General features: G+C 66.6%; 16 protein-coding genes and 2 pseudogenes. 5 read left to right on the top strand and 13 right to left on the bottom strand.

Features of this window, described 5'->3' with window-relative positions; genetic code table 11:
• Positions 1-7 precede the first annotated feature (7 nt).
• Positions 8-886, top strand: coding sequence for a KPN_02809 family neutral zinc metallopeptidase (gene ypfJ, locus MAA44156_RS05045; protein ID WP_003872663.1), 879 nt, complete (start codon positions 8-10; stop codon positions 884-886).
• On the opposite strand, the gene MAA44156_RS05040 is transcribed toward ypfJ, so the two are convergent.
• Together MAA44156_RS05040 and MAA44156_RS05035 are read right to left on the bottom strand one after the other, a co-directional pair.
• On the bottom strand, positions 883-1,758 hold the full coding sequence (locus tag MAA44156_RS05040; RefSeq protein WP_009977732.1) for a dihydrodipicolinate synthase family protein: 876 nt from the start codon (positions 1,756-1,758) through the stop codon (positions 883-885). The two genes, ypfJ and MAA44156_RS05040, sit on opposite strands and share 4 nt — an antisense overlap.
• Positions 1,759-1,769: 11 nt before the next feature.
• A complete protein-coding gene (locus MAA44156_RS05035; protein WP_009977734.1) occupies positions 1,770-2,567 on the bottom strand; it encodes an aldolase in 798 nt (265 codons plus the stop codon).
• A gap of 46 nt (positions 2,568-2,613) precedes the next feature.
• On the opposite strand from MAA44156_RS05035, the gene MAA44156_RS05030 reads away from it, so the two are divergent.
• On the top strand, positions 2,614-3,150 hold the full coding sequence (locus MAA44156_RS05030; RefSeq protein WP_009977735.1) for a helix-turn-helix domain-containing protein: 537 nt from the start codon (positions 2,614-2,616) through the stop codon (positions 3,148-3,150).
• Here MAA44156_RS05030 and MAA44156_RS05025 read toward each other — a convergent pair whose 3' ends face one another.
• The gene (locus MAA44156_RS05025) at positions 3,151-3,573 is read right to left on the bottom strand and encodes an Rv2576c family protein (RefSeq protein ID WP_016705509.1); all 423 of its coding nucleotides are present in this window, start codon (positions 3,571-3,573) and stop codon (positions 3,151-3,153) included.
• A gap of 88 nt (positions 3,574-3,661) precedes the next feature.
• Between MAA44156_RS05025 and MAA44156_RS05020 the strand changes: the two genes are divergently transcribed.
• Positions 3,662-5,272 (top strand): purple acid phosphatase family protein, encoded by a 1,611-nt coding sequence (locus tag MAA44156_RS05020; RefSeq protein ID WP_009977736.1) that lies wholly within the window; start codon positions 3,662-3,664, stop codon positions 5,270-5,272.
• Positions 5,273-5,302: 30 nt separating this feature from the next.
• Here the strand turns inward: MAA44156_RS05020 and MAA44156_RS05015 are convergent, their stop codons facing one another.
• Positions 5,303-6,331, bottom strand: coding sequence for an Rv2578c family radical SAM protein (locus MAA44156_RS05015; protein ID WP_009977738.1), 1,029 nt, complete (start codon positions 6,329-6,331; stop codon positions 5,303-5,305).
• Positions 6,332-6,379: 48 nt separating this feature from the next.
• A complete protein-coding gene (locus MAA44156_RS05010) occupies positions 6,380-7,849 on the bottom strand; it encodes an HNH endonuclease signature motif containing protein (protein WP_121035578.1) in 1,470 nt (489 codons plus the stop codon).
• Between the two features lie 91 nt (positions 7,850-7,940).
• Here MAA44156_RS05010 and MAA44156_RS05005 point away from each other — a divergent pair, with 91 nt between their 5' ends.
• Entirely contained in the window at positions 7,941-8,273 is a 333-nt protein-coding gene (locus MAA44156_RS05005; protein ID WP_227974620.1) for a transposase, read from the top strand.
• 49 nt (positions 8,274-8,322) lie between these two features.
• Here the strand turns inward: MAA44156_RS05005 and MAA44156_RS05000 are convergent.
• The 7 genes and pseudogenes from MAA44156_RS05000 to MAA44156_RS04970 all read right to left on the bottom strand — a co-directional run.
• Positions 8,323-8,553 (bottom strand): annotated as a pseudogene (locus MAA44156_RS05000) (transposase); the annotation flags it as partial.
• 98 nt (positions 8,554-8,651) lie between these two features.
• The gene (locus MAA44156_RS04995) at positions 8,652-9,083 is read right to left on the bottom strand and encodes a DUF6262 family protein (RefSeq protein ID WP_009980034.1); all 432 of its coding nucleotides are present in this window, start codon (positions 9,081-9,083) and stop codon (positions 8,652-8,654) included.
• Complete coding sequence (locus MAA44156_RS04990) at positions 9,073-11,304, bottom strand: tyrosine-type recombinase/integrase (RefSeq protein ID WP_031351936.1); 2,232 nt, start codon at positions 11,302-11,304, stop codon at positions 9,073-9,075. Before MAA44156_RS04990 ends, MAA44156_RS04995 begins: the two co-directional genes overlap by 11 nt.
• The gene (locus MAA44156_RS04985; RefSeq protein WP_029248429.1) at positions 11,301-12,407 is read right to left on the bottom strand and encodes a site-specific integrase; all 1,107 of its coding nucleotides are present in this window, start codon (positions 12,405-12,407) and stop codon (positions 11,301-11,303) included. The genes MAA44156_RS04990 and MAA44156_RS04985 overlap by 4 nt, the downstream gene beginning before the upstream one ends.
• Before the next feature lie 122 nt (positions 12,408-12,529).
• Positions 12,530-13,549, bottom strand: a pseudogene (locus tag MAA44156_RS04980) (IS256-like element IS1601 family transposase); the annotation flags it as partial.
• A 534-nt stretch (positions 13,550-14,083) separates the two neighbouring features.
• Positions 14,084-14,557 carry an LppA family lipoprotein gene (locus tag MAA44156_RS04975; protein ID WP_011725481.1) on the bottom strand — a complete coding sequence of 158 codons (474 nt, stop codon included), beginning with the start codon at positions 14,555-14,557 and terminating at the stop codon, positions 14,084-14,086.
• A 95-nt stretch (positions 14,558-14,652) separates the two neighbouring features.
• Positions 14,653-16,554 carry a putative alpha/beta hydrolase gene (locus MAA44156_RS04970; RefSeq protein ID WP_009977749.1) on the bottom strand — a complete coding sequence of 634 codons (1,902 nt, stop codon included), beginning with the start codon at positions 16,552-16,554 and terminating at the stop codon, positions 14,653-14,655.
• Positions 16,555-16,934: 380 nt separating this feature from the next.
• On the opposite strand from MAA44156_RS04970, the gene MAA44156_RS04965 reads away from it, so the two are divergent.
• The gene (locus MAA44156_RS04965) at positions 16,935-17,315 is read left to right on the top strand and encodes an SRPBCC family protein (RefSeq protein ID WP_394818191.1); all 381 of its coding nucleotides are present in this window, start codon (positions 16,935-16,937) and stop codon (positions 17,313-17,315) included.
• Between the two features lie 89 nt (positions 17,316-17,404).
• On the opposite strand, the gene MAA44156_RS04960 is transcribed toward MAA44156_RS04965, so the two are convergent.
• Positions 17,405-18,610, bottom strand: a complete 1,206-nt coding sequence (locus MAA44156_RS04960; protein ID WP_009974923.1) for an IS110-like element IS901 family transposase — start codon at positions 18,608-18,610, stop codon at positions 17,405-17,407.
• Positions 18,611-18,659: the final 49 nt, after the last annotated feature.

The following is an 18,659-nucleotide window of genomic DNA, read 5'->3' as shown; positions in this document are numbered from 1 at the left end:
GCGTGTCATGACCTTCAACGAGGGCATGCAGATCGACACCAGCACCGCGTCCTCGTCCGGCGGCGGCGGGATGGGAATGGCCGTCGGGGGCGGCGGCCTCGGGCTGATCATCCTGCTCGGCGCGTTGTTCCTCGGCGTCGACCCGGGCCGCGTCATGCCCCAGCAGCAGACCAACACCGGCGGCTACTCGGCGCCCGGGTTCGACCTGAGCCAGTGCAAGACGGGCGCCGACGCCAACAAGTACGTGCAGTGCCGCGTGGTCGCCACCGGGAACTCGGTGGACGCGGTGTGGCATCAGCTGATGCCGCGCTACACCCGACCGCACGTGCGGTTGTTCACCGGCCGGGTGAACACCGGCTGCGGCCCTGCCACCACCGCGGTCGGGCCGTTCTACTGCCCGGTGGACCAGACGGCGTACTTCGACACCGACTTCTTCCAGGAGCTGGTCGACCGATTTGGTTCCAGCGGTGGGCCTTTCGCGCAGGAGTACGTGGTGGCCCACGAGTACGGTCACCACGTGCAGAACCTGCAGGGCGTGTTGGGCCGCTCCCAGCAGGGCGCGCAGGGCGCCGGCGGCAACGGGGTGCGCACCGAGCTGCAGGCCGACTGCTACGCCGGCATCTGGGCGCACTACGCCTCCACGGTCAAGCAGGAGAGCACCGGTGTGCCCTACCTGGAGCCGTTGAGCGACAAGGACATCGCCGACGCGCTGTCGGCCGCCGCGTCGGTGGGCGACGACCGCATCCAGAAGCAGGCGACCGGCCGGGTCAACCCCGAGTCCTGGACGCACGGTTCCTCCGAGCAGCGCCAGAAGTGGTTCACCATCGGGTACCAGACCGGCGACCCGAAGCAGTGCGACACCTTCTCCGCGCCCGACTTGGGTTAGGCCGCAAGCAGTTTGCGCAACTCGGCGCGGCCCTGCTCGTCGAGCGGCAGCAACGGCGCGCGCGGGTCGCCGACTTTGAAATCGAGCAACTCCAGGCCGGCCTTGACGGTGGTGGCCAGCCCGCCGGCCACGATGAAGGTGAGCAGTGGCTTGAGGTCGTCGTAGAGTCGCTGCGCGGTGTCGAGGTCGTTCGCGCGCACCGCGTCGTACAGGTCGATGCATGGTTGCGGTCGCAAACACGGTGCGGCCGTGCACCATCCGGACGCCCCGGCCTTCAGCGCGTCGAGCACCAGCGGGTTGCTGCCGTTGTAGAAGGGCAGCCGGTTGCCGGACAGCTCGGCGATGCGCCGCATCCGGGTCAGGTCGCCGGTGGACTCCTTGACCATGGCCACGTTGTCGATGGATTCGAACATCCGCACCAGCAGCTCCGGTGGCATGTCCACGCCGCTGGTGGCCGGGTTGTTGTAGGCCATGATCGGAATCGAGATGGCGTCGCTGATGCTGCGGTAGTGATGGAAGATCTCCCGCTCGGTGAGCTTCCAGTAGGACACCGGCAGGATCATCACCGCGTCCGCCCCGGCTCGCTGCGCGTATTGGGCGCGCCGAATCGTCTTGGCGGTGGTCACATCCGACACTCCCACGATCACCGGCACCCGGCCGGCGACGGCGCTCAGGGTGGTGTCGATCACGGCGTCGACTTCGGGCTCCTCCAGGTAGGCCAGCTCGCCGGTGCTGCCCAGCGGCGCGATCGCGTGCACGCCGGCGGACACCAGCCGCTCGACCAATGCGGCCAGCCGCTGCGTGTCAATCCCGTTGTCGGCGAAGGGCGTAACCGGGTAGGCGATGATGCCGTGGATCTTGGGTTCGGTCAAGGGTTGGCTCCTCAGCTGGTCAGCGCGTCGGGATGGCGGGCCAGGGCCCGGCGGGCGTAGTAGGCGAAGTTGGCCCGGCTGCGCTGCGGCGACAGCGTCCAGTCGTGGGCCTCGCGGGCCAGCTCCTCGGGCAGCTGCTTGACGGTGCCGGCGGCCATCGCGGCCAGCTGCAGCTTGGCGGCGCGCTCGATGAGGATTCCCAACGAGCACGCCTCCTCGATGCTGGCGCCGGCGATGACGTGGCCGTGGTGGGCCAGCAGCACCGCCTTCTTGTCGCCCAGCGCGGCGGTGATGATCTCCCCCTCCTCGTTGCCGACGGGCACGCCCGGCCAGTCGGCCAGAAACGCGCAGTCGTCGTACAGCGGGGTGGTGTCCATGTGAGATACCACCAGCGGGACCTCCAGCATGGACAGCGCCGCCACGTGGAACGCATGGGTGTGCACGATGCACTGCACGTCGGGGCGGGCGCGATAGATCCAGCTGTGAAAGCGGTTGGCGGGGTTGGCCATTCCGTCACCCTCGAGGACATTGAGGTCCTCGTCGACCAGCAGCAGATTGCCGTCGGTGATCTCGTCGAAGCCCAGGCCGAGCCGCTGGGTGTAGTAGGTGCCGTCGGCCTCGGCGCGGGCGGTGATCTGCCCGGCCAGCCCGGAGTCGTGCCCGGCGTCGAACAGCGCCCGGCAGGTCAGGGCCAGCTTCTGGCGGGTGGTCAACGGCGATTCGGCGGCGTCCCGGCCCTGCAACGCCGTCAACTGCTCGGCAGCCCGGCGCATCAATTCCGATTTCGAATCGGTGAACGTGCTGGCCATGTGACACAATGTAGCAGGTTAGGAAACCTTGTGTCATAGGAGCCTCGTGACAGCACTGCTGCGTCCCGTCCGCAGGCAACGCGGCCTCACCCTGGAGGCGCTGGCTGCGCAGACCGGCCTAACCAAGAGCTACCTGTCCAAAATCGAACGCGGCCAGAGCACCCCGTCGATCGCGGTCGCGCTGAAGGTCGCGCGAGCCCTCGACGTCGACGTCGGGCGGCTGTTCTCCGACGAAGCGGCCCGGGAGAAGATCGCCGTCGAGCGCGCCGGTGGCCCCGGGGGCCGGCGCTACCGGGTATTGGCCTCGTCGATGCTGGGAAAGACCATGTCGCCGTTCGTGATTCGCCCCACCGAACAGCTGGCCGACGACCCGCACCCCGAGCACGCCGGCCAGGAGTTCCTGTTCGTGCACGCCGGCAGGGTCGAGCTCGACTACGGCGACCAGACGTTCACGCTCGGGCCCGGCGACAGCGCGTATTTCGACGCGTCGGTCAGCCACAAGGTCCGCTCGGTCGGGCCGGAACCCGCCGAGGTCGTCGCGGTGGCGCACGCCGAACCGGGAAGCGCGGCGTTCGCCGGCTGACTAGCTGGGCCGGCAGGTGACGGTGGTCGTTGCGTCCTGTTGCACGACCACCTGGCCGTCCACGGCGATCTCGCAGTGGAACTGGGCGGGGCCGTTGCCCGAGTCCGGCCAGTGCAGCATGCCGCTGGCCGTGATGCTGGCGAACTGGTTCGGGTTTGCCAACGTGGCGGTGTAGGTGACCGGCGTTCCGCCGCTGAGCGGGGCCTGCACGCTGGTCGAGAACTTCGACGGGTCGGCGTTGAAGGCGGCCTGGCTGGGCGGGTCGGCGTTCACGTAGGAGACGTTGGCGGTCACATTGTTGGGGCTCGTCACGGTGTAGGTCACCTGGTGGCCGTCCGCATGCGCCGCCGCCGGCGTGAGCACCGCCGCCACGGCCATCGTCACCGCTGAGATCGCGCTCGCTGTCCTGTGCACGTTCGTCATATCGAAAACGCTACCGGATTCGTTAGCGACGGTTCGCTGTTTACCGGCGGCTGCGGCCGCGCTCACCCGGCTCGGGTATGAAGCAGACATGAGCGATGAGCCCACCCAGCCCCCGAACCCGGCCGGCGCCGCGGCGCCCGGCGTCACCCGCCGCCGGTTGCTGACCACCGGCGCCGTGTCGGCGGCGTTGGGGGTGGGCATCGGCGGCGGCGCCACGCTGCTGTGGTCGCAGTCCGCGCGCTCGAGAGGGCCCTGGCCGTGGCTGCAGCCCGACCGCAACGGCGCACCGCCGGTGGCCGGGCTGCACCTGCAGTTCGGAAAGAATGCCGGCACCGAGGTGGTGGTGTCCTGGCACAGCACCGACGCCGTCCGCAATCCGCGCGTCGTGTTCGGAACTCCGGTGTCCGGGTTCGGCCGCACGGTGGCCGCCGACACCCGCACGTACCGGGATGCGAAGTCGGGCATCGAAGTTCGGGTCAACCATGCCCGGCTGACCGGCCTGACGCCGGACACCGACTATGTCTACGCCGCGCTGCACGACGGCGCGCAGCCCCAGCAGGGCACCGTGCGGACCGCGCCGATGGGCCGAAAACCCTTGCGCTTCACTAGCTTCGGTGATCAGTCGACGCCCGCGCTGGCCAAGATGCCCAACGGGCGGTACGCCACCGACAACATCGGCTCACCGGCCGCCGCGGACACCACCATGGCCATCGAGCGGATCGGCCCGCTGTTCAACCTGGTCAACGGCGACCTGTGTTACGCCAACCTGGCGCAAAACCGGATCCGCACCTGGTCCGACTGGTTCGAGAACAACTCACGCTCGGCGCGGTTTCGGCCGTGGATGCCGGCGGCGGGCAATCACGAGAACGAATTGGGCAACGGCCCAATCGGTTACGGCGCGTATCAGGCCTACTTCGCGGTGCCCGATTCCGGGTCGAGCCCCGAGACCCGCGGCCTGTGGTATTCGTTCACCGCCGGCTCGGTGCGGGTGGTCAGCCTGAGCAACGACGACGTAGCCTTTCAGGACGGCGGCAACTTCTACGTGCACGGCTATTCGGGCGGGGAGCAGAAGCGTTGGCTGGCAACCGAACTCGCCGCGGCCCGGCGCGACCCGGACGTCGACTGGCTGGTGGTTTGCATGCACCAGACGGCGATCTCCACCGCGGACCGGACCAACGGCGCCGACCTGGGCATCCGCGAAGAATGGCTGCCGCTGTTCGACCAGTATCAGGTCGATCTGGTGCTGTGCGGCCACGAGCATCACTACGAGCGCTCGCACCCGTTGCGCGGCGCGCTGGGCACCGACACCCGTACCCCGATACCGGTGGACACCCGCGGCGACCTCATCGACGCCACGCGCGGCACGGTGCACCTGGTCATCGGCGGCGGCGGCACGTCGGCGCCGAGCAACGCGATGTTCTTCCCCGAGCCCCGCTGCCGGGTGCTGACCGGCGTGGGCACGTTCGACCCCGGGCTGGGGCGCAAGGCGCCGATCTATGTCATCGAGGACGCGCCGTGGTCGGCGTTCCGTGACCGCGACAACCCTTACGGCTTCGTGGCTTTCGACGTCGACCCCGGCCCGGCCGGCGGCAACACCTCGATCAGGGCGACGCATTACGCGCTGACCGGCCCGCTCGGCGAGATGTCGGTGATCGACCGATTCACGCTGACCAAGCCGCGCGGCGACGGGGCGCGATGAGTTTTCGGAGTGTTCGGGTTTTCCGGCTTGTCAGAACAGCGTCGGCTGAGCGGGTTCGGGCGCCGGCGCGGCCGCAACCGCTCGGGCGAACGGGCGGTGATCGCCGCCCAGCCGGTACTTGGCGATCAGCGGGGCGGCGCGGTGCCGCAGCATGTCGCGATAGCTCGGCGGCAGGTAGGCGCGGCGGCTGTACAGCTCCCGGTAGCGGCCGACCAGCTCGGGATGCGAGCGGGCCAGCCATTCCATGAACCAGCCCCGCGTCGAGCCGCGCAGGTGCAGGCCGAAGACCGTGACGCTGCCCGCGCCGGCGGCCGCGATCTGGCCGAGCAGGTCGTCGAGGTGCTCGACGGAATCGGTGAGGTAGGGCAGCACCGGCGCGACCATCACGTGGCAGTCCAGCCCGGCGGCGCGGATCGCGCTGATCAGACCCAGGCGCGCCTGCGGCGTCGGGGTGCCCGGCTCGACGTCGCGGTGCAGGTCCGCGTCGCCCACCGCCAGCGACACCGCCACCGAAACCGGAACCTGCGCCGCGGCGTTCGCGATCAGCGGCAGGTCCCGGCGCAGCAGCGTGCCCTTGGTCAGGATCGACAGCGGGGTGCCCGATTCGGCCAGCGCGCCGATGATGCCGGGCATCAGCGCATACCGGCCCTCGGCCCGCTGGTAGGGATCGGTGTTGGTGCCCAGCGCGACGGTCTCGCGCCGCCACGACGGCCGCCGCAGTTCCCGGCGCAGCACCTGTGCGACGTTGGTCTTGACGACGACCTGGGTGTCAAAGTCATTGCCGCAGTTCAACTCCAGGTATTCGTGGCTGGGCCGGGCGAAGCAGTACCGGCAGGCGTGCGAGCAGCCTCGGTAGCCGTTGACGGTGTAGCGGAACAGCAGCGCCGAGGCATTCGGCACCTTGTTCAGCGCGGACTTGCACAGCACCTCGTGGAAGGTGATGCCCTCGAACTGGGGCGCGCGCACGCTGCGCACCAGACCGAGGCGTTGCAGCCCCGGCAGCGCCCCATCCTCGACGGGTTTCCCGTTGACCGCGACGGCCTGACTCGCCCACCGCATGCCAGTAATTCGAACACCAGTTCGAGATCGAGTCAAGGGCCTCTGCGGTCAGAAGGGTGGCGGCTCGTCGTCGGGGTCGGGTGGTGGTGCGGGTCCGGGTGTCGCGGGGTGGGTGGTGAGTCGGGTGCGGCGGTTGTGGTTGCGTTCGGTGGTGATGCGGTGGGCGCGGTTGTGGGCGCGGGTATGGCGGCGCAGCGGCATCATGGCGGTGCGCTCGCCGCAGCGGTGCTCGGTGTCGGGCTTGGCCGGCGACACGGCCCCGGTGGGTGTACATAGGGTGGGGAACAGCAGCGCGCTGCCCGGGGTGGTGACGTAGGTGTCGCCGTCGGGCAGGGTCCAGATCACCGTGCCGTCGGGCAGTTGCCGGTCGCGCCAGCCCCAGAACGTTTTCAGCAAATGATGGCCACGGCACAGGCATTTGAGGTTCGACGGGTGGGTGGGCCCGCCCTGGGCGTACGGGATCGTATGGTCCACATCGCAGTCGACGGCGGGGCGATCACACCCGGGCGCCCGACAGGTCAGGTCCCGGCAGCGGATGAAGTCGGCCAGCCGGGCCGACGGGGTGTAGCCGGGTTCGGGCCCGCCCTCGGGCACCGCCACCGGCACCAGCCGCGCCGAGGCGGCCAGCTCGGCGATGACCTGCGCCGGGATCAGCCCGTCGGGCCCGGCCACCACAGCGGGCGTAGCCCCGCGGCCGGCGACGGTGGCCTGTTCGGCGACCACGTGGATCACCACAGTGCTGCGCGGCGCCGGCGCGGCTGCGCTCGGGCAGTCCGGTGATCCGCAGCCACACGCCAGCCGCCCGGCACCGGCGGCCAGCGCCCCCAACGCGTCGGCGCGCCGCTGGGCGCGGCTGCGCGGATCCCCCGCACACACTCCACTGGCCAGCTCGTCGAGCCGGCGATCCAGGGCATGCCCGTCGGGCCCGAGGACGTTGCCTTCCACCCAGGCCATCCCCGACTCGTTGGCCCGCACATCCAGATACCGGCCGGTCAGCGCGTCGCGTGCCCGGCGCACCGCATCGGCATCCACGGCCGCCACCACCCGATCCACCGCGGCGGCCAGCCCACCGCGGGTCAGCGACGGCCGCCGCGACACCAACACGGCCAGCGTGGCGTCCACCCGGGCCAACGCCTGCGCATCGGTGATCAAATCGGTGCGAAACACCAGGGTCTGAAACGCCCGGTAATCGATGCCCCCGGCCGCGAACACCGCCCCGACCTGCGGCAACCGTTCCCGCATCGCCATCGCATAACGCAGATAGCTGTGCCCCATCGCCACGCTGCAGCCCAGCGCCGCCCCCACCTGCGCGGCCACCGCCTCCCAGGCATCGGCGGCCCAATCCGCCCGCTCCCCCGTCTCCCGGCAACGCAACACCAACAACTCGGCAACCGCCACCAGCCGGGCCGCGGCGGCCCGCGCCTCGGCCCGGGCCGCCTCCCACGCCCGATCCAGCAGCGCCACCGCCTCCGGCGTGGACCGCGACGCCACCACATACTCGAACATGTGTTCGACCATAGCACGGTCCACCGACCGCGTTGACTCGTCAGAAATGCGCGCGTATGGGTGGGTCGTTGCCTCATTGGAAATGCGCGCGTACGCCCAGTGGATGGGGTTGACGTTGGCACAGCGCAGAGCAATCACCGAGGCGGCTGCGACCCGCTACCAGCAGGCGAGCAAGCGCGGGAAGGGCCGGATTCTTGACGAGGTGTGCGCCAATACCGGGTGGCACCGAAATCACGCGCGCAAGGCGTTTAAAGCGGTGCTGCAGCCCAAGAGCATTCAGGAGCCTCAACCCACCCAGGAAGGTCAGGAAGCGGGTGTTGTATCGCTCCGGCTCACAAGTGATTACGAACGCTTGTTGTACGTCGTTTTGCCGGCGTTTCATCTGATGACCGACGTGCTCAAACTGTTCGATCAACTCTCAAAGACGCCGACATGAGATTAGGTCAAGTCCCGGGAAGTGGTGTAGTGCTGTGTGATCCGGTGGGTTAGGCGGTGAGTGCGGGCATGTCGTTGGCTCCTATGTCGGGGTTGTCGTCGGTGATGGTGGTCAGGCGGCAGCGGGTGAGGATGTCGAGGCCGAGGTAACGGCGGCCTTCGGCCCATTCGTCGTTCTGTTCGGCCAACACGGCGCCGACGAGACGGACGATGGCGTCGCGGTTGGGGAAGATCCCGACGGCGTCGGTGCGGCGGCGGATCTCTTTGTTGAGCCGTTCACTGGTTATCTGGAGCACTGTGTGCGATAGCTGTTGTGACCTGCAGGTTTGTGTCGTGGAGGGTGTCCATGACGCGGCTGGAGATCGATATCGGTTGGCGGTCAGCATGGCCCGATCGTTACCGAATCGCGATGCGTCCGTTCATGGTGTCTTCCGGTGTCGTCGCGGAGTTGGCCAAGGGCGCACGCGAGTTGGCGGCGTAGCCGCCGGTTCTCATCGGCGAGTTCGTGGTTGCGGCGGTTGGCGATTTCGAGGCGCTGCCGCAGGGAGTCGTCGCTGGCGCGTTGTCGGGCAGGTAACGGTGTGCTTGGCTCGGGCCGGTGCTGGGCGCGGAGCCGGCAGATCTCGTCTTTGAGGTCGATTTGGGTGTAGATCCACGAGCGGGAGACACCGGCATGGCGGGCGACGGATTCGAAGGTGAGCACGGCGCCGGTCCGGTCGAGTTCGTGCATCGCCGCGATCGCCTTGGCGCGGGTGTGTTCGTGCCGCTGCTGGGCCGCCCGGATGAGGTTGATGCTGTTGTCAGCCCGCATGTTTGGCCTTCCCTGGTTCTGAATCGTTGAGGGCGGTGATGATGGTGTCCAGGTTGTGCAGGACTTGACGGTTCATCTCGGCCAGACGTTGTTGGCCGCGGGCTTCGGCGGCGGTGATCAGCTGCAGAGTCTGTTGCCGCTGCTGGTGGTGCTGGGGCAGGAACTCGGCGGTGGTGAGGAACATCGGGCAGGTCAGGCAGGCGTTGGCGTGCGGGCAGCTCTGCTGCACCGGCAGTCCGCAGTAGCCGTTGGGTAGGGCCTGGGTGGCTCGGCCGAGGCGCTGTTTGGCCCAGGCGGCCTCCGCGATCGGCCCGGACGGGTCGAAAATGATTGTGGCGCCGTGGATGTCGACCTTTCGAGCTGCCTCCCACTGACGGCGCACGGTGGTGTCGTGCAGGCGGGCGTAGTGCCCGGTCATCTGCGCGGAGTCATGGTCGAGGATGCGTCGCACGACCTCTTGCGGGACGTCGCGGTTGATCAGCCGGGTGCCCAGGGTATGGCGCCACTGGTGCGGGGTGAGGTGCACCGGCTGGCCGTGCTCGTCGCGGATGTCGCAGACGGACAGCCAGCGCAACAGCGCCATCCGGTAGGTGGGACTCGCGATCGGGTGGGTGCCGTCAATGTTCTTCGTCGGCCGTGGGAACAACACCGGCGTGCCTGCCGGCCAACGCTGGGAGGTGTGGTTGCGATGTTCGGCGATGAGTTCGCGCAACTGCTCGTCGATGGGCACCAACGCGTCGCGTTTCATCTTGTGGTTGAGGTAGCGCAGATACGGTGCGCCTTCGGCATCGGCGACCACACAATCGCTGCGCAGCCGCAGCGCATCAGTGATCCGTAGCCCGCAACGCATCAAGATGATCGTGATCAACCGGTGAGCGGGGTCGGCGTATCGGGCAAGGTTGTCGGGATCCTCGAGCTGGGTCATGACCTGTTCGGCCAGTGCCCGAGGCAACCGTTCATCGCGTTTGGGGTAGTCCTCGGCGAAGAACATCGCGTCTGCGGGAAGGTCTGTGTCCCAACGGTGTTGGCGGACGGTAGCGAAGAATCGGTTGAGCAGCCCGATATGGGTCCCGCGGCGTTGGGCACCGATGGAGTCGCTGCGCAGGTTGGCCAAATAGCGCTCCAGCACCGGCCGGTTGATCCGGTCGATGCTCTCGACGCCGATGTCGGCGAGGTACCCGGCGAAGCGGGTGAGCGCAACGACCGGCCTGCCGCCGCCGGCTTCCAGACCCAATCCGGTCGATAGCCGCCACCGGACCCACCGCTTGGCCAGATCCCGCAGCCACGGCTGCGGAATACCGTCGAAGCGCAGCGTGCGGTCTCCGTCGTAGCCGAGCCGGCGCATGCGCCAGACTTCGCGCGGGTATTCGGCGTCCCAGCCGCCGGCCTCGGCCAGGTCGGCGATCACCCGGGATGCGTAGCTGAGGAATCCACGGGAGCGAGTGTCGTTGATCGTCGACCGAGCCCAGTCATGCCAGGTGTCCTCGTCGTGGTGGAGCAGGGAGCCCACGCCTGCGGCGGCCAGTGCCTTCACCACGCGCATGACCACGTCCGGGGTGAGCTTGCCCTGCCGATCGTCGTGGCGGCGTTGCAGCACGTACTGCAGTTCCAGCTTCAGCTGACCGATCAGCCGGTCGAGCCGTATCTGCTCACTGGCCAACGGGGCTTCGGCGGCGAAGCGGTCGGCGAACACGTCGATGTCGGGTCTGCCGTTGACCTTCCAGGTGTTGGTGTGGGTTTGGCAGAACGCAGACGTGCCCTGCGGCCAGAGCTCGCAGTGCGGAATCCGGCAGGTCACCCCGGCCGCTGGTTGCTTGAACGGCTGCGGTTCGGCCAGCCATCCGGCCAGGCTGGGGCGCCCGGCGCGTTCCCATCGTTGCGCGTGCAGCCCGCACATGCCGCCACGGGCAGAGCCGTAACCGCAACCGGGCACCCGGCAGCGCTGGTTGGGTTGTCGCCGCCGCCACCGCGGATCGGTCGACACGACAAACTGCTCCACCGACGGGCGTCCTTCGTCGTCCCACCGTTGCCGATGTCCTTCACACAGGCCGCGTCCGCGGGCGGTTCGCCCGCACCCCTCAACCCGGCACTCGGCTCCACCAAACACCGGATCATCGGCACCGAATTCCAGTACATCGCTGCGGAATTCGCTGCGGACCTCGGCCATCAGCTTGCCGATTAGCCCCGACGGGCCGGCGGGCTTCAGCGACGGCGTGCTCATAGCCGCACCTGCCCATCGGTGAACCAGCCTGCCTGTTCCATGACCCGCCGAGCGTCCTCCACGGTGAGGTGCCCATACGTCGTGGTCGTCGTCGCCACGTGCGCATGTCCGAGCAGGTGCGCGACCACCTCGATGCTGACTCCGTCGCGCAGCAGCCGGGTTGCGGCCGTGTGTCGCAGCCAGTGCGGGTCGAAGTCGATCCCGGTCCGCCGGCGCAGCCTCCGCACCAGGTCGTAGACCGCAGCGTAGGTCAGCGGATGCCCCTGCGGGCGGCCCCACAGGTTGACGAACACGTAGTCGCTGTCCAGATCGCCGTACTCGCTGTGAAGGTAGTCGGCGAACAATCGGATCAACGCGCTGCTGACTGGGATCGTGCGGACGGTCTGTGACTTGGCGCGCGCGCCATTGGCGTTATCGCGTCGCCGCACCGTCACCTCATGCTCGGCAGCGGCGATGTCGTTGTGCCGCAAACCAAGTGCCTCACCGATCCGCATCCCGGTGTCGTAGAGCACGGCGAACAGCAATCGGTCCCGCAGCCGACCGCAACCATCCAGGATCGCCTGCACCTCGTCCGGTGAGAGCACCCGCGGCAGCTTCTTCGGCGCCTTCAACGCGATCACCCGCCGCGACCTCGGCGCGCCCTTGCTGATGTGGTGCAAAAACGGCTTCCAACCACCGCGCGCGCCGCCGACCTGCCACGAGGTCAGCAGAGCGCTGACATCCAGCCCATCTCGTGCGGCGTGGGTGTAAAACGCCCCGACCGCCGAAAGCTTGCGGTTCACAGTAGATTCCGTGCAGTGATGCGGCACCGACGGCAACACCGCAACCTGCCCATGCCGGGCCCGCAGCGGCAGCCGCAGCCAGGCCACGAACTCACCTACGTCATCAAGCCGCACCGCCCGCCAGTCCAGCCCACGCTCGGCGAGAAAACCGAACCAGTCCTTGAGATCGTGCGCGTACGCCTTGACCGTGTTCGGTGATCGCTCGATATCGGTCAGATACGCCAGATACCGGTCAACCGCTGCTACCGGAGCGTCGTCGTCGCCGAGAACGGTCCACGACTCACGCAACGAGACCGGCGAGATAACTCGTGCAATCTGCATCGCCCCTCCGCAGGCTCTTGCCTCCTGGACGACTGCAGATAAACACGTCCACCACGCAGAACCTGGGACCTCAACGCCTCGTGTCGGACATCAAGGACACCGCCTGCAGGACTCCAGATAACTGCGGGGTTGTTGGACCAGATCTGGGACCAGACATCTTTGGGGAATGCAGTGAAGGCCAGGATATCTTCGCGGGCGGTGGCCAGGTGGTCGGCCACGGCGGGCAGTTTGTCGGTGACGTAGTCGATGAGCCGGTCGAACTGCGCGGCCACCGCGGGGGCATCGGGTTGGTCGTAGACGCTGTGCAGCATCGCTTTGACCGCCGGCCACATGCTCTTGGGGCAGATGCTCATCAGGTTGGCCGCGTAGTGTGTGCGACACCGCTGCCAGGCCGCTCCGGGCAGGTTGGCCGCGATCGCCTCGCGCAGCCCGGCGTGGGCGTCGCTGGTGACCAGGCGTACGCCGGCCAGCCCGCGGGCGACGAGGTCGGCGAAGAACTCGTTCCAGGCCGGGCCGGTCTCGCTGGTGACCACCCGCATGCCCAGGACTTCGCGGTGTCCGTCACCGTTGACGCCAGTGGCCAGCAGCACGACCCCGTTGACCACGCGGCCGCCTTCGCGGACCTTCATCGTCAACGCATCAGCGGCGACGAAGGTGAACGGGCCAGCAGAATCGAGTGGGCGGTGACGGAACGCCTCGACGTGCTCGTCGAGGTCGGTGGCCATGCGGCTGACCTGCGATTTACTCAGTGAGTCGATGCCCAGGGTCTTGACCAGCTTGTCCATCCGCCGCGTGGAGACGCCGGCCAGGTAGCAGTCGGCGACCACGGTGATCAGCGCGGATTCGGCCCGCTTGCGGCGTTCGAGCAGCCAGTCGGGAAAGTAGGTTCCCTTGCGCAGCTTCGGGACTGCGACATCGATGGTGCCCACCCTGGTGTCCAGGCCGCGGTGGCGATACCCGTTGCGCTGCGCTCGCCGTCCCGGGGTGGGCTGGCCCCATTCGGCGCCCACGACGGCATCAGCATCCGCCGACAGCAGAGCGTTGATCACGGTCTGCAGCAGGGAGCGCATCAGATCAGGTGAGGCTTCGGCCAGGGCCTCGCCAAGAAGGCCGGCAGGGTCGACAATGTGGGGTGCGGTCATCGTGGGACTCCTCGAGGATTCTGTGGAAGGTTGACTCGAAGGATCACGCGGTGGCCGCTTTACGTCCATCACCGACACGATGACGAACCCAGCAACCGCGCTACACCACTATGCGGGACTCAACTTGAGATTAGCGAATTCGGTACTCAGCCATGCGATCCGAGTGGCACCATTCCGGTATGACTTACTCGTTTCGCAACTGATTCAGGCTGGACGCTAGCCGGGTCGATTCCAAAGAGTCTGAGCTTGAACCGGATGGCGACGGCGGGGAAAAGATCGTTATCGGGAGAAACTACCGACTGCCCGCGAGGTTATGATCCGGATGGAAACTGTCCCTAACCTGCGGCGATGAGTTTTAAATCTGCTGGGGGCAACGCAATTCGTGGTCAGCTCAACGTGTGTTCCGAAGGGTCGAGAGGGTCAGGAATTCATAGCGATTGGTCGGCGCTCAGCCTTGGGCCACAACGTGTTTCGTCAGATCGCGGTGAGAGACGCTCGCCGAATCCCTACTCGGGAGTCGTGCTCGTGCGCGATCTATTTCTTGTCGCGCGGTAGTCGGCAGCCCGTGTAGCCCGACACAACGAGGTTTCCCCGGTAACCCACTTTGATGAAGATGCCGGTGGGGCCGTAGAAGCCGACGTCGTGGTTTCCGGGGTTGTTCTGCATCACCTGGATTTCAGTGGCGTCGATCTTGGCCGCGGCCTGTTTGGCGGCCTCTTGGATTGTTGCCCACTGCTGCTCGGAGACCGACACGTTGGCGGCAACTTGATCCGGCAGGAAGTAGCCTCGCCCGTCCGTTTGTTCATACGGTTTTTCGCAGCCTAAGCCTGATCCCTCGTGCGGTGTTTCCCACGTAACCGAGGGGACCACTTTGCCTGCTGCCGCAGTGATTTCGTTCATGGCGGCCTGGACCTGAGCTTGGGTGTCCTCGAACGACGGCAGAGATTTCAGCACTTGCAGGGCCTTGGCGGCGTCGTTGGGTGGTGTCGGCGCATCGGGTTGGTTCACGTGGCATCCTCCTGCGGCTAGTGCAATTGCGGCCACGGCCGTGCACAGGATCCGGTGGCGTTGTTGGTTCTGGCGTCGTGTCATCTGGTGGTCGCTCACTTCGTGGTAACCGCCTTGTCTCCCAGGCCAGCGAGGACGGCGGCGATGTTGTAGTTGGTCGTCCTGGTCCCGCCGTTGCCGGGGAAGCGCGGGTAGTCGCTGTGGCCGTGGGCGTCTTGGAGGGTGATGGTGCCGCCGTGGCCATCGGGCACGGTGGCCACGCCGGTGGCCAGGTGGGTGAAGTTGGGATTGGTGGCCGGGTTGTCACCGAAGTTGCCGAACTCTTCGTTGGCGTAGGAGCCCACGATTGGAATGCCTTGGGTGACGGCCCTGAGGTCATAGACACCCTGGATGGGGTCGTCGGGGGTCTCCATGGCGTAGACGTGGCCGGGCTGCAGGTGAAGTTGTTGGGGAGTGGAGGCTTCGATGCCCGGAGACCCGTAGAACAGTGCCCGTGAGACGCCGTGATCGCCCGGCTCTTGCAAGGCCAGCCCGGTGGTCAGTGACCCGTACGAGTGCCCGATCGCGGTGAGATCGGCGGGGCCTCCGTGGTGGGCTGCTTGTATCCCGTCGTAGAAGCGGGCCAAGTCGTGGGCACCGGCTCGGGCGACGGCGTCGTGAGTGACATCCCACCCACCGGTCAGTGATTTGCCGATGTCGTCGAAGCCGGGCACCTGCGGGGGGTCATAACCGATCCAGGCAATCGCTGAAGCTGTGTCGTGCTCGTGGCCGGGGGTGAGGCTCAGCTGTCGAAGGGCTTCGCTTCTGACTCGGGTTGCTTCATCGGCCATGCTTCCGATCGCGCCGTGCACGGTGGTGTTAAGGCCGGGCGCGGTGACCGATACGTGGGTGGAGGTATCGGGATCGCCGACCGCGATCGCCGCGCGGGCCTGCTTGCCAGTCTTGGTGTCTAGCAGCATAAGTTTGCGGTCGGGGCTCATCTTGACGGCCTTGTCGACAGCTTGTAGGTCGGGTAGGTATTTGGACCCGTCACGGGCGGCGTCGTATTGGCTTTTCCAGGATTCGTAGGCTTGGCGATCGGCGAAGATCGCTCCCGGCTCGTTGGGAGGCGGGATGTTTTTGCCGTCTGCCCAATCAGGGTGCTGGGCCTTCAATGCGTCGGCTTGGGCGGCCGCTGTCTGCGCGCTACTCAGTTCGCTGGCAAGTTCGAGTCGGTTGTAGTGGTCGCTATCCACCGCGGGCATCCCAGGATGGTTGCCGATCAGCGGGTTTCGCCGGAACTCCTCATCCTTCTGCGCAGGCGTAAGAGTGCTCCACACCTGCGTGAATTGCTTGGGATTATCCGGTAGGTCCGGCAGCGGCGAGAGCGGACCCTCCGCCGCCTGGATACCCGCCTGGTCGTACCCGTCGCCGTGCAGGCTAGCCAATGATTTCTGCAGCGTGTCTGAGTAGCCGTCGCGGATTGAATGCAGATCGTGCAGAGCATCCCTTGTGTCGTCGGCGGCGTCGGCTTTGGCATCGTTGATCAACTTCTCCAGAAAGGCCGTCTCCTGCGCGTTGGGGTGGCCGTGCTGCAGATCGTGTTCGGCCGCGTCAATGATGTTGTCGAGCCCCTCCAACGCATGTTCCAACGTAGAGATTCGTTGTGCTCCCGCTTTCTGCGCCTCGGCCAAGGCGGCGGCGATATTCTCGAGGTCAGCACCAATCTTGGGCAGCTGGAGAGATTGTGCCCCAAGCGATTTGACAGTGCGTTGCACCTCGGCGGAGTCGTTGATCGGGTGGTCGCCATTCTGGTGGTTCCAGGCCGCGTTGAAGCGGTCGCGGGCTTGTTGGAACGCGTCGTCGGCCTCCTCAGTACATCTGCCCGCGATATGAAATCGCTCCGCCAATTTAGAAATCTGGAATGGGCTACCCGCCTGCAGGCTTCGGTTGATCTCCCACGGATCACCACCGGCCTGGCCGACCAGTTCGGCAACGCTAAGCCATCTCAGCTGCATCGCACCGCCTGCAAATCCACACCCTGTTCTTCTAGAGCAGCTACGACGCTACCCCGCTGATCACCTCCACAAGCCGGTTCCACCGACGCTGCCGTGCAATTTACCGCCACGCGCTCATCCAGAAGCTGATCGATCAATGTCGTACTTGGCACGCTGCCTCTGAGTTGCCGAGCCCCGGCACGCACGGGTCACTAGCCGGGGTTCGCCGTCGATGGTTTGGTTGTCTCGCATAGCTGGTCAGCGTATGTGTAAGCATGTCCGGCCTCGGTGCAGTCTTCCGGCGGATTTATCGGGTTCCGCTGAATACGCGCCCTCGGTGGTTCATCGCGGGCGAAGTGACGCACGGGCCCGACATCATCGTGGCGATCGACTCGTCCTGGATGCTTCAGGACGCCGAGGGCGATCCGGTGCGCGCCGCCGGTGACCAGTTCGTCGTCCACATGGACCGCGAATCATTAAATGATTTCCCGGAATTGGGCAAATACGACGTCACCGTCGACATCAAGGAGTTCGAGCAGGATCGGCTGATTTCCTGGACGGTTCTCGGCCAGATTCAGCCGCCGATCGGCCATGTCTACGGTTACGCGCTCACCCCCACCGAGAATGGCTCGGCCACGATCGTCACGTCGTTCTACGACTGGTCGAACATCGACCCGAAGTGGCGGGAAGCCGGAATTTTCCCGATCCTCTCCGAGGGCGCGTTGCGCGCCACCCTCGGAATTCTCGACCGCATGGTGCGCCGCGCCTATCCGCACGGATAAATCACCCTCCGTGCGGGTATTACCCCGGGGCCCCTCACGAAAGGAATCTCAATGAGCGTGTCAAGCGGTGAGGACGCCCGGTGAGTGCGTCAGGCAGCTGCCACGGTTGGTTGCTGGGGTTGCCAGGTTCTGTTGTCGCGCAGCAGTGCCCACAGGACGTCGACGTGGCGGCGTGCCAGGGCAAGCAGGGCCTGGGTGTGGATATGGTTCTCGGATCGTTTGCGGTCGTAGAAAGCCCGCGAGGGACCTTCGATCTTGAGGCTGGACAGGGCGGCGAGGTAGAACACGCGGCGCAGGCGCCGGTTGTAGCGCTTGGGCCGATGCAGATTGCCGGTGATACGGCCGGAATCGCGTGGGACGGGTACCAATCCGGCGAACGATGCCAGTCGGCCGGGGTTGGTGAAGGCGGCCATGTTGCCGCCGGTGATTACGAGGAACTCAGCGCCCAGGTGTGGCCCCATGCCGGGCATCGACTCGATGATGGCGGCGCTGGGATGCTCACGAAATTTGTTGGTGATTTGCTTATCGATGTCCTTGATCTGCCGATCCAAGTCCAGCAGCCGTGCTGCGAGTTGCTTGATGAGCGCGGCGGTTCCGGCTTCGCCGGGAAGGGTGATTATCTGGCCTGCTGCCGCGGCGAGCGCCTTGTCGGCGATCGTGTCGATGTTGTTGGGCCATGCCCGGTTTTTCCGAAGGTGCTTGATCACGCCAGCTCTTTTTGCCGACCGGATTTCGCCCGGAGTGCACATAGCGGATACCAGGATCAACGGCGCGCGGGTGGAGTAGTCGAACGCAGCTTCCAGAGCAGGGAAGATGGCGGTGAGCATCGAGCGCAGCCGGTTCACGCCTCGCACCCAGTCAGCCATCAGATCCGACCGGTATGCGGTCAGCGACCGCAATTCGGCAACCAGGTCTTCGCCGGGTACGACCGGGGACAGATCTCGTCGGTGCCGAGCGGTTTCGGCGATTACCCGCGCGTCTTTGGCGTCGGTCTTGCCTTCGCCGCGGAACGCATGACTCATCGTGTTAACCGTGCGGCCCGGCACATACACCACCTCGGCTTTCGCGCTCAGCAGTACGGCGATCAGCAGCGCCGCCGGCGGCGAGGTCAAATCGATCGCCCACACCACGTGGTTAGCAATCCGGCCGCCCTGGGCGATCAGGTCTTCGATCGCGGCCTGTTCGTTCGGGATTTTCTTCGACCACACCACCTTTCCGGTGTCATCGATCGCGCACGCATGATGAGTGGACTTACCGACGTCGATACCCACCCACACTCGGTCGGGTTCGGCCATACCGCTACTCCTGTCGTCGCAGTCCCCGCGGACAACCCCGCCAACAGGT

Source organism: Mycobacterium avium subsp. avium, assembly GCF_009741445.1.
GTDB lineage: Bacteria > Actinomycetota > Actinomycetes > Mycobacteriales > Mycobacteriaceae > Mycobacterium > Mycobacterium avium.
This window is presented reverse-complemented; position numbering and strand designations above follow the sequence as displayed.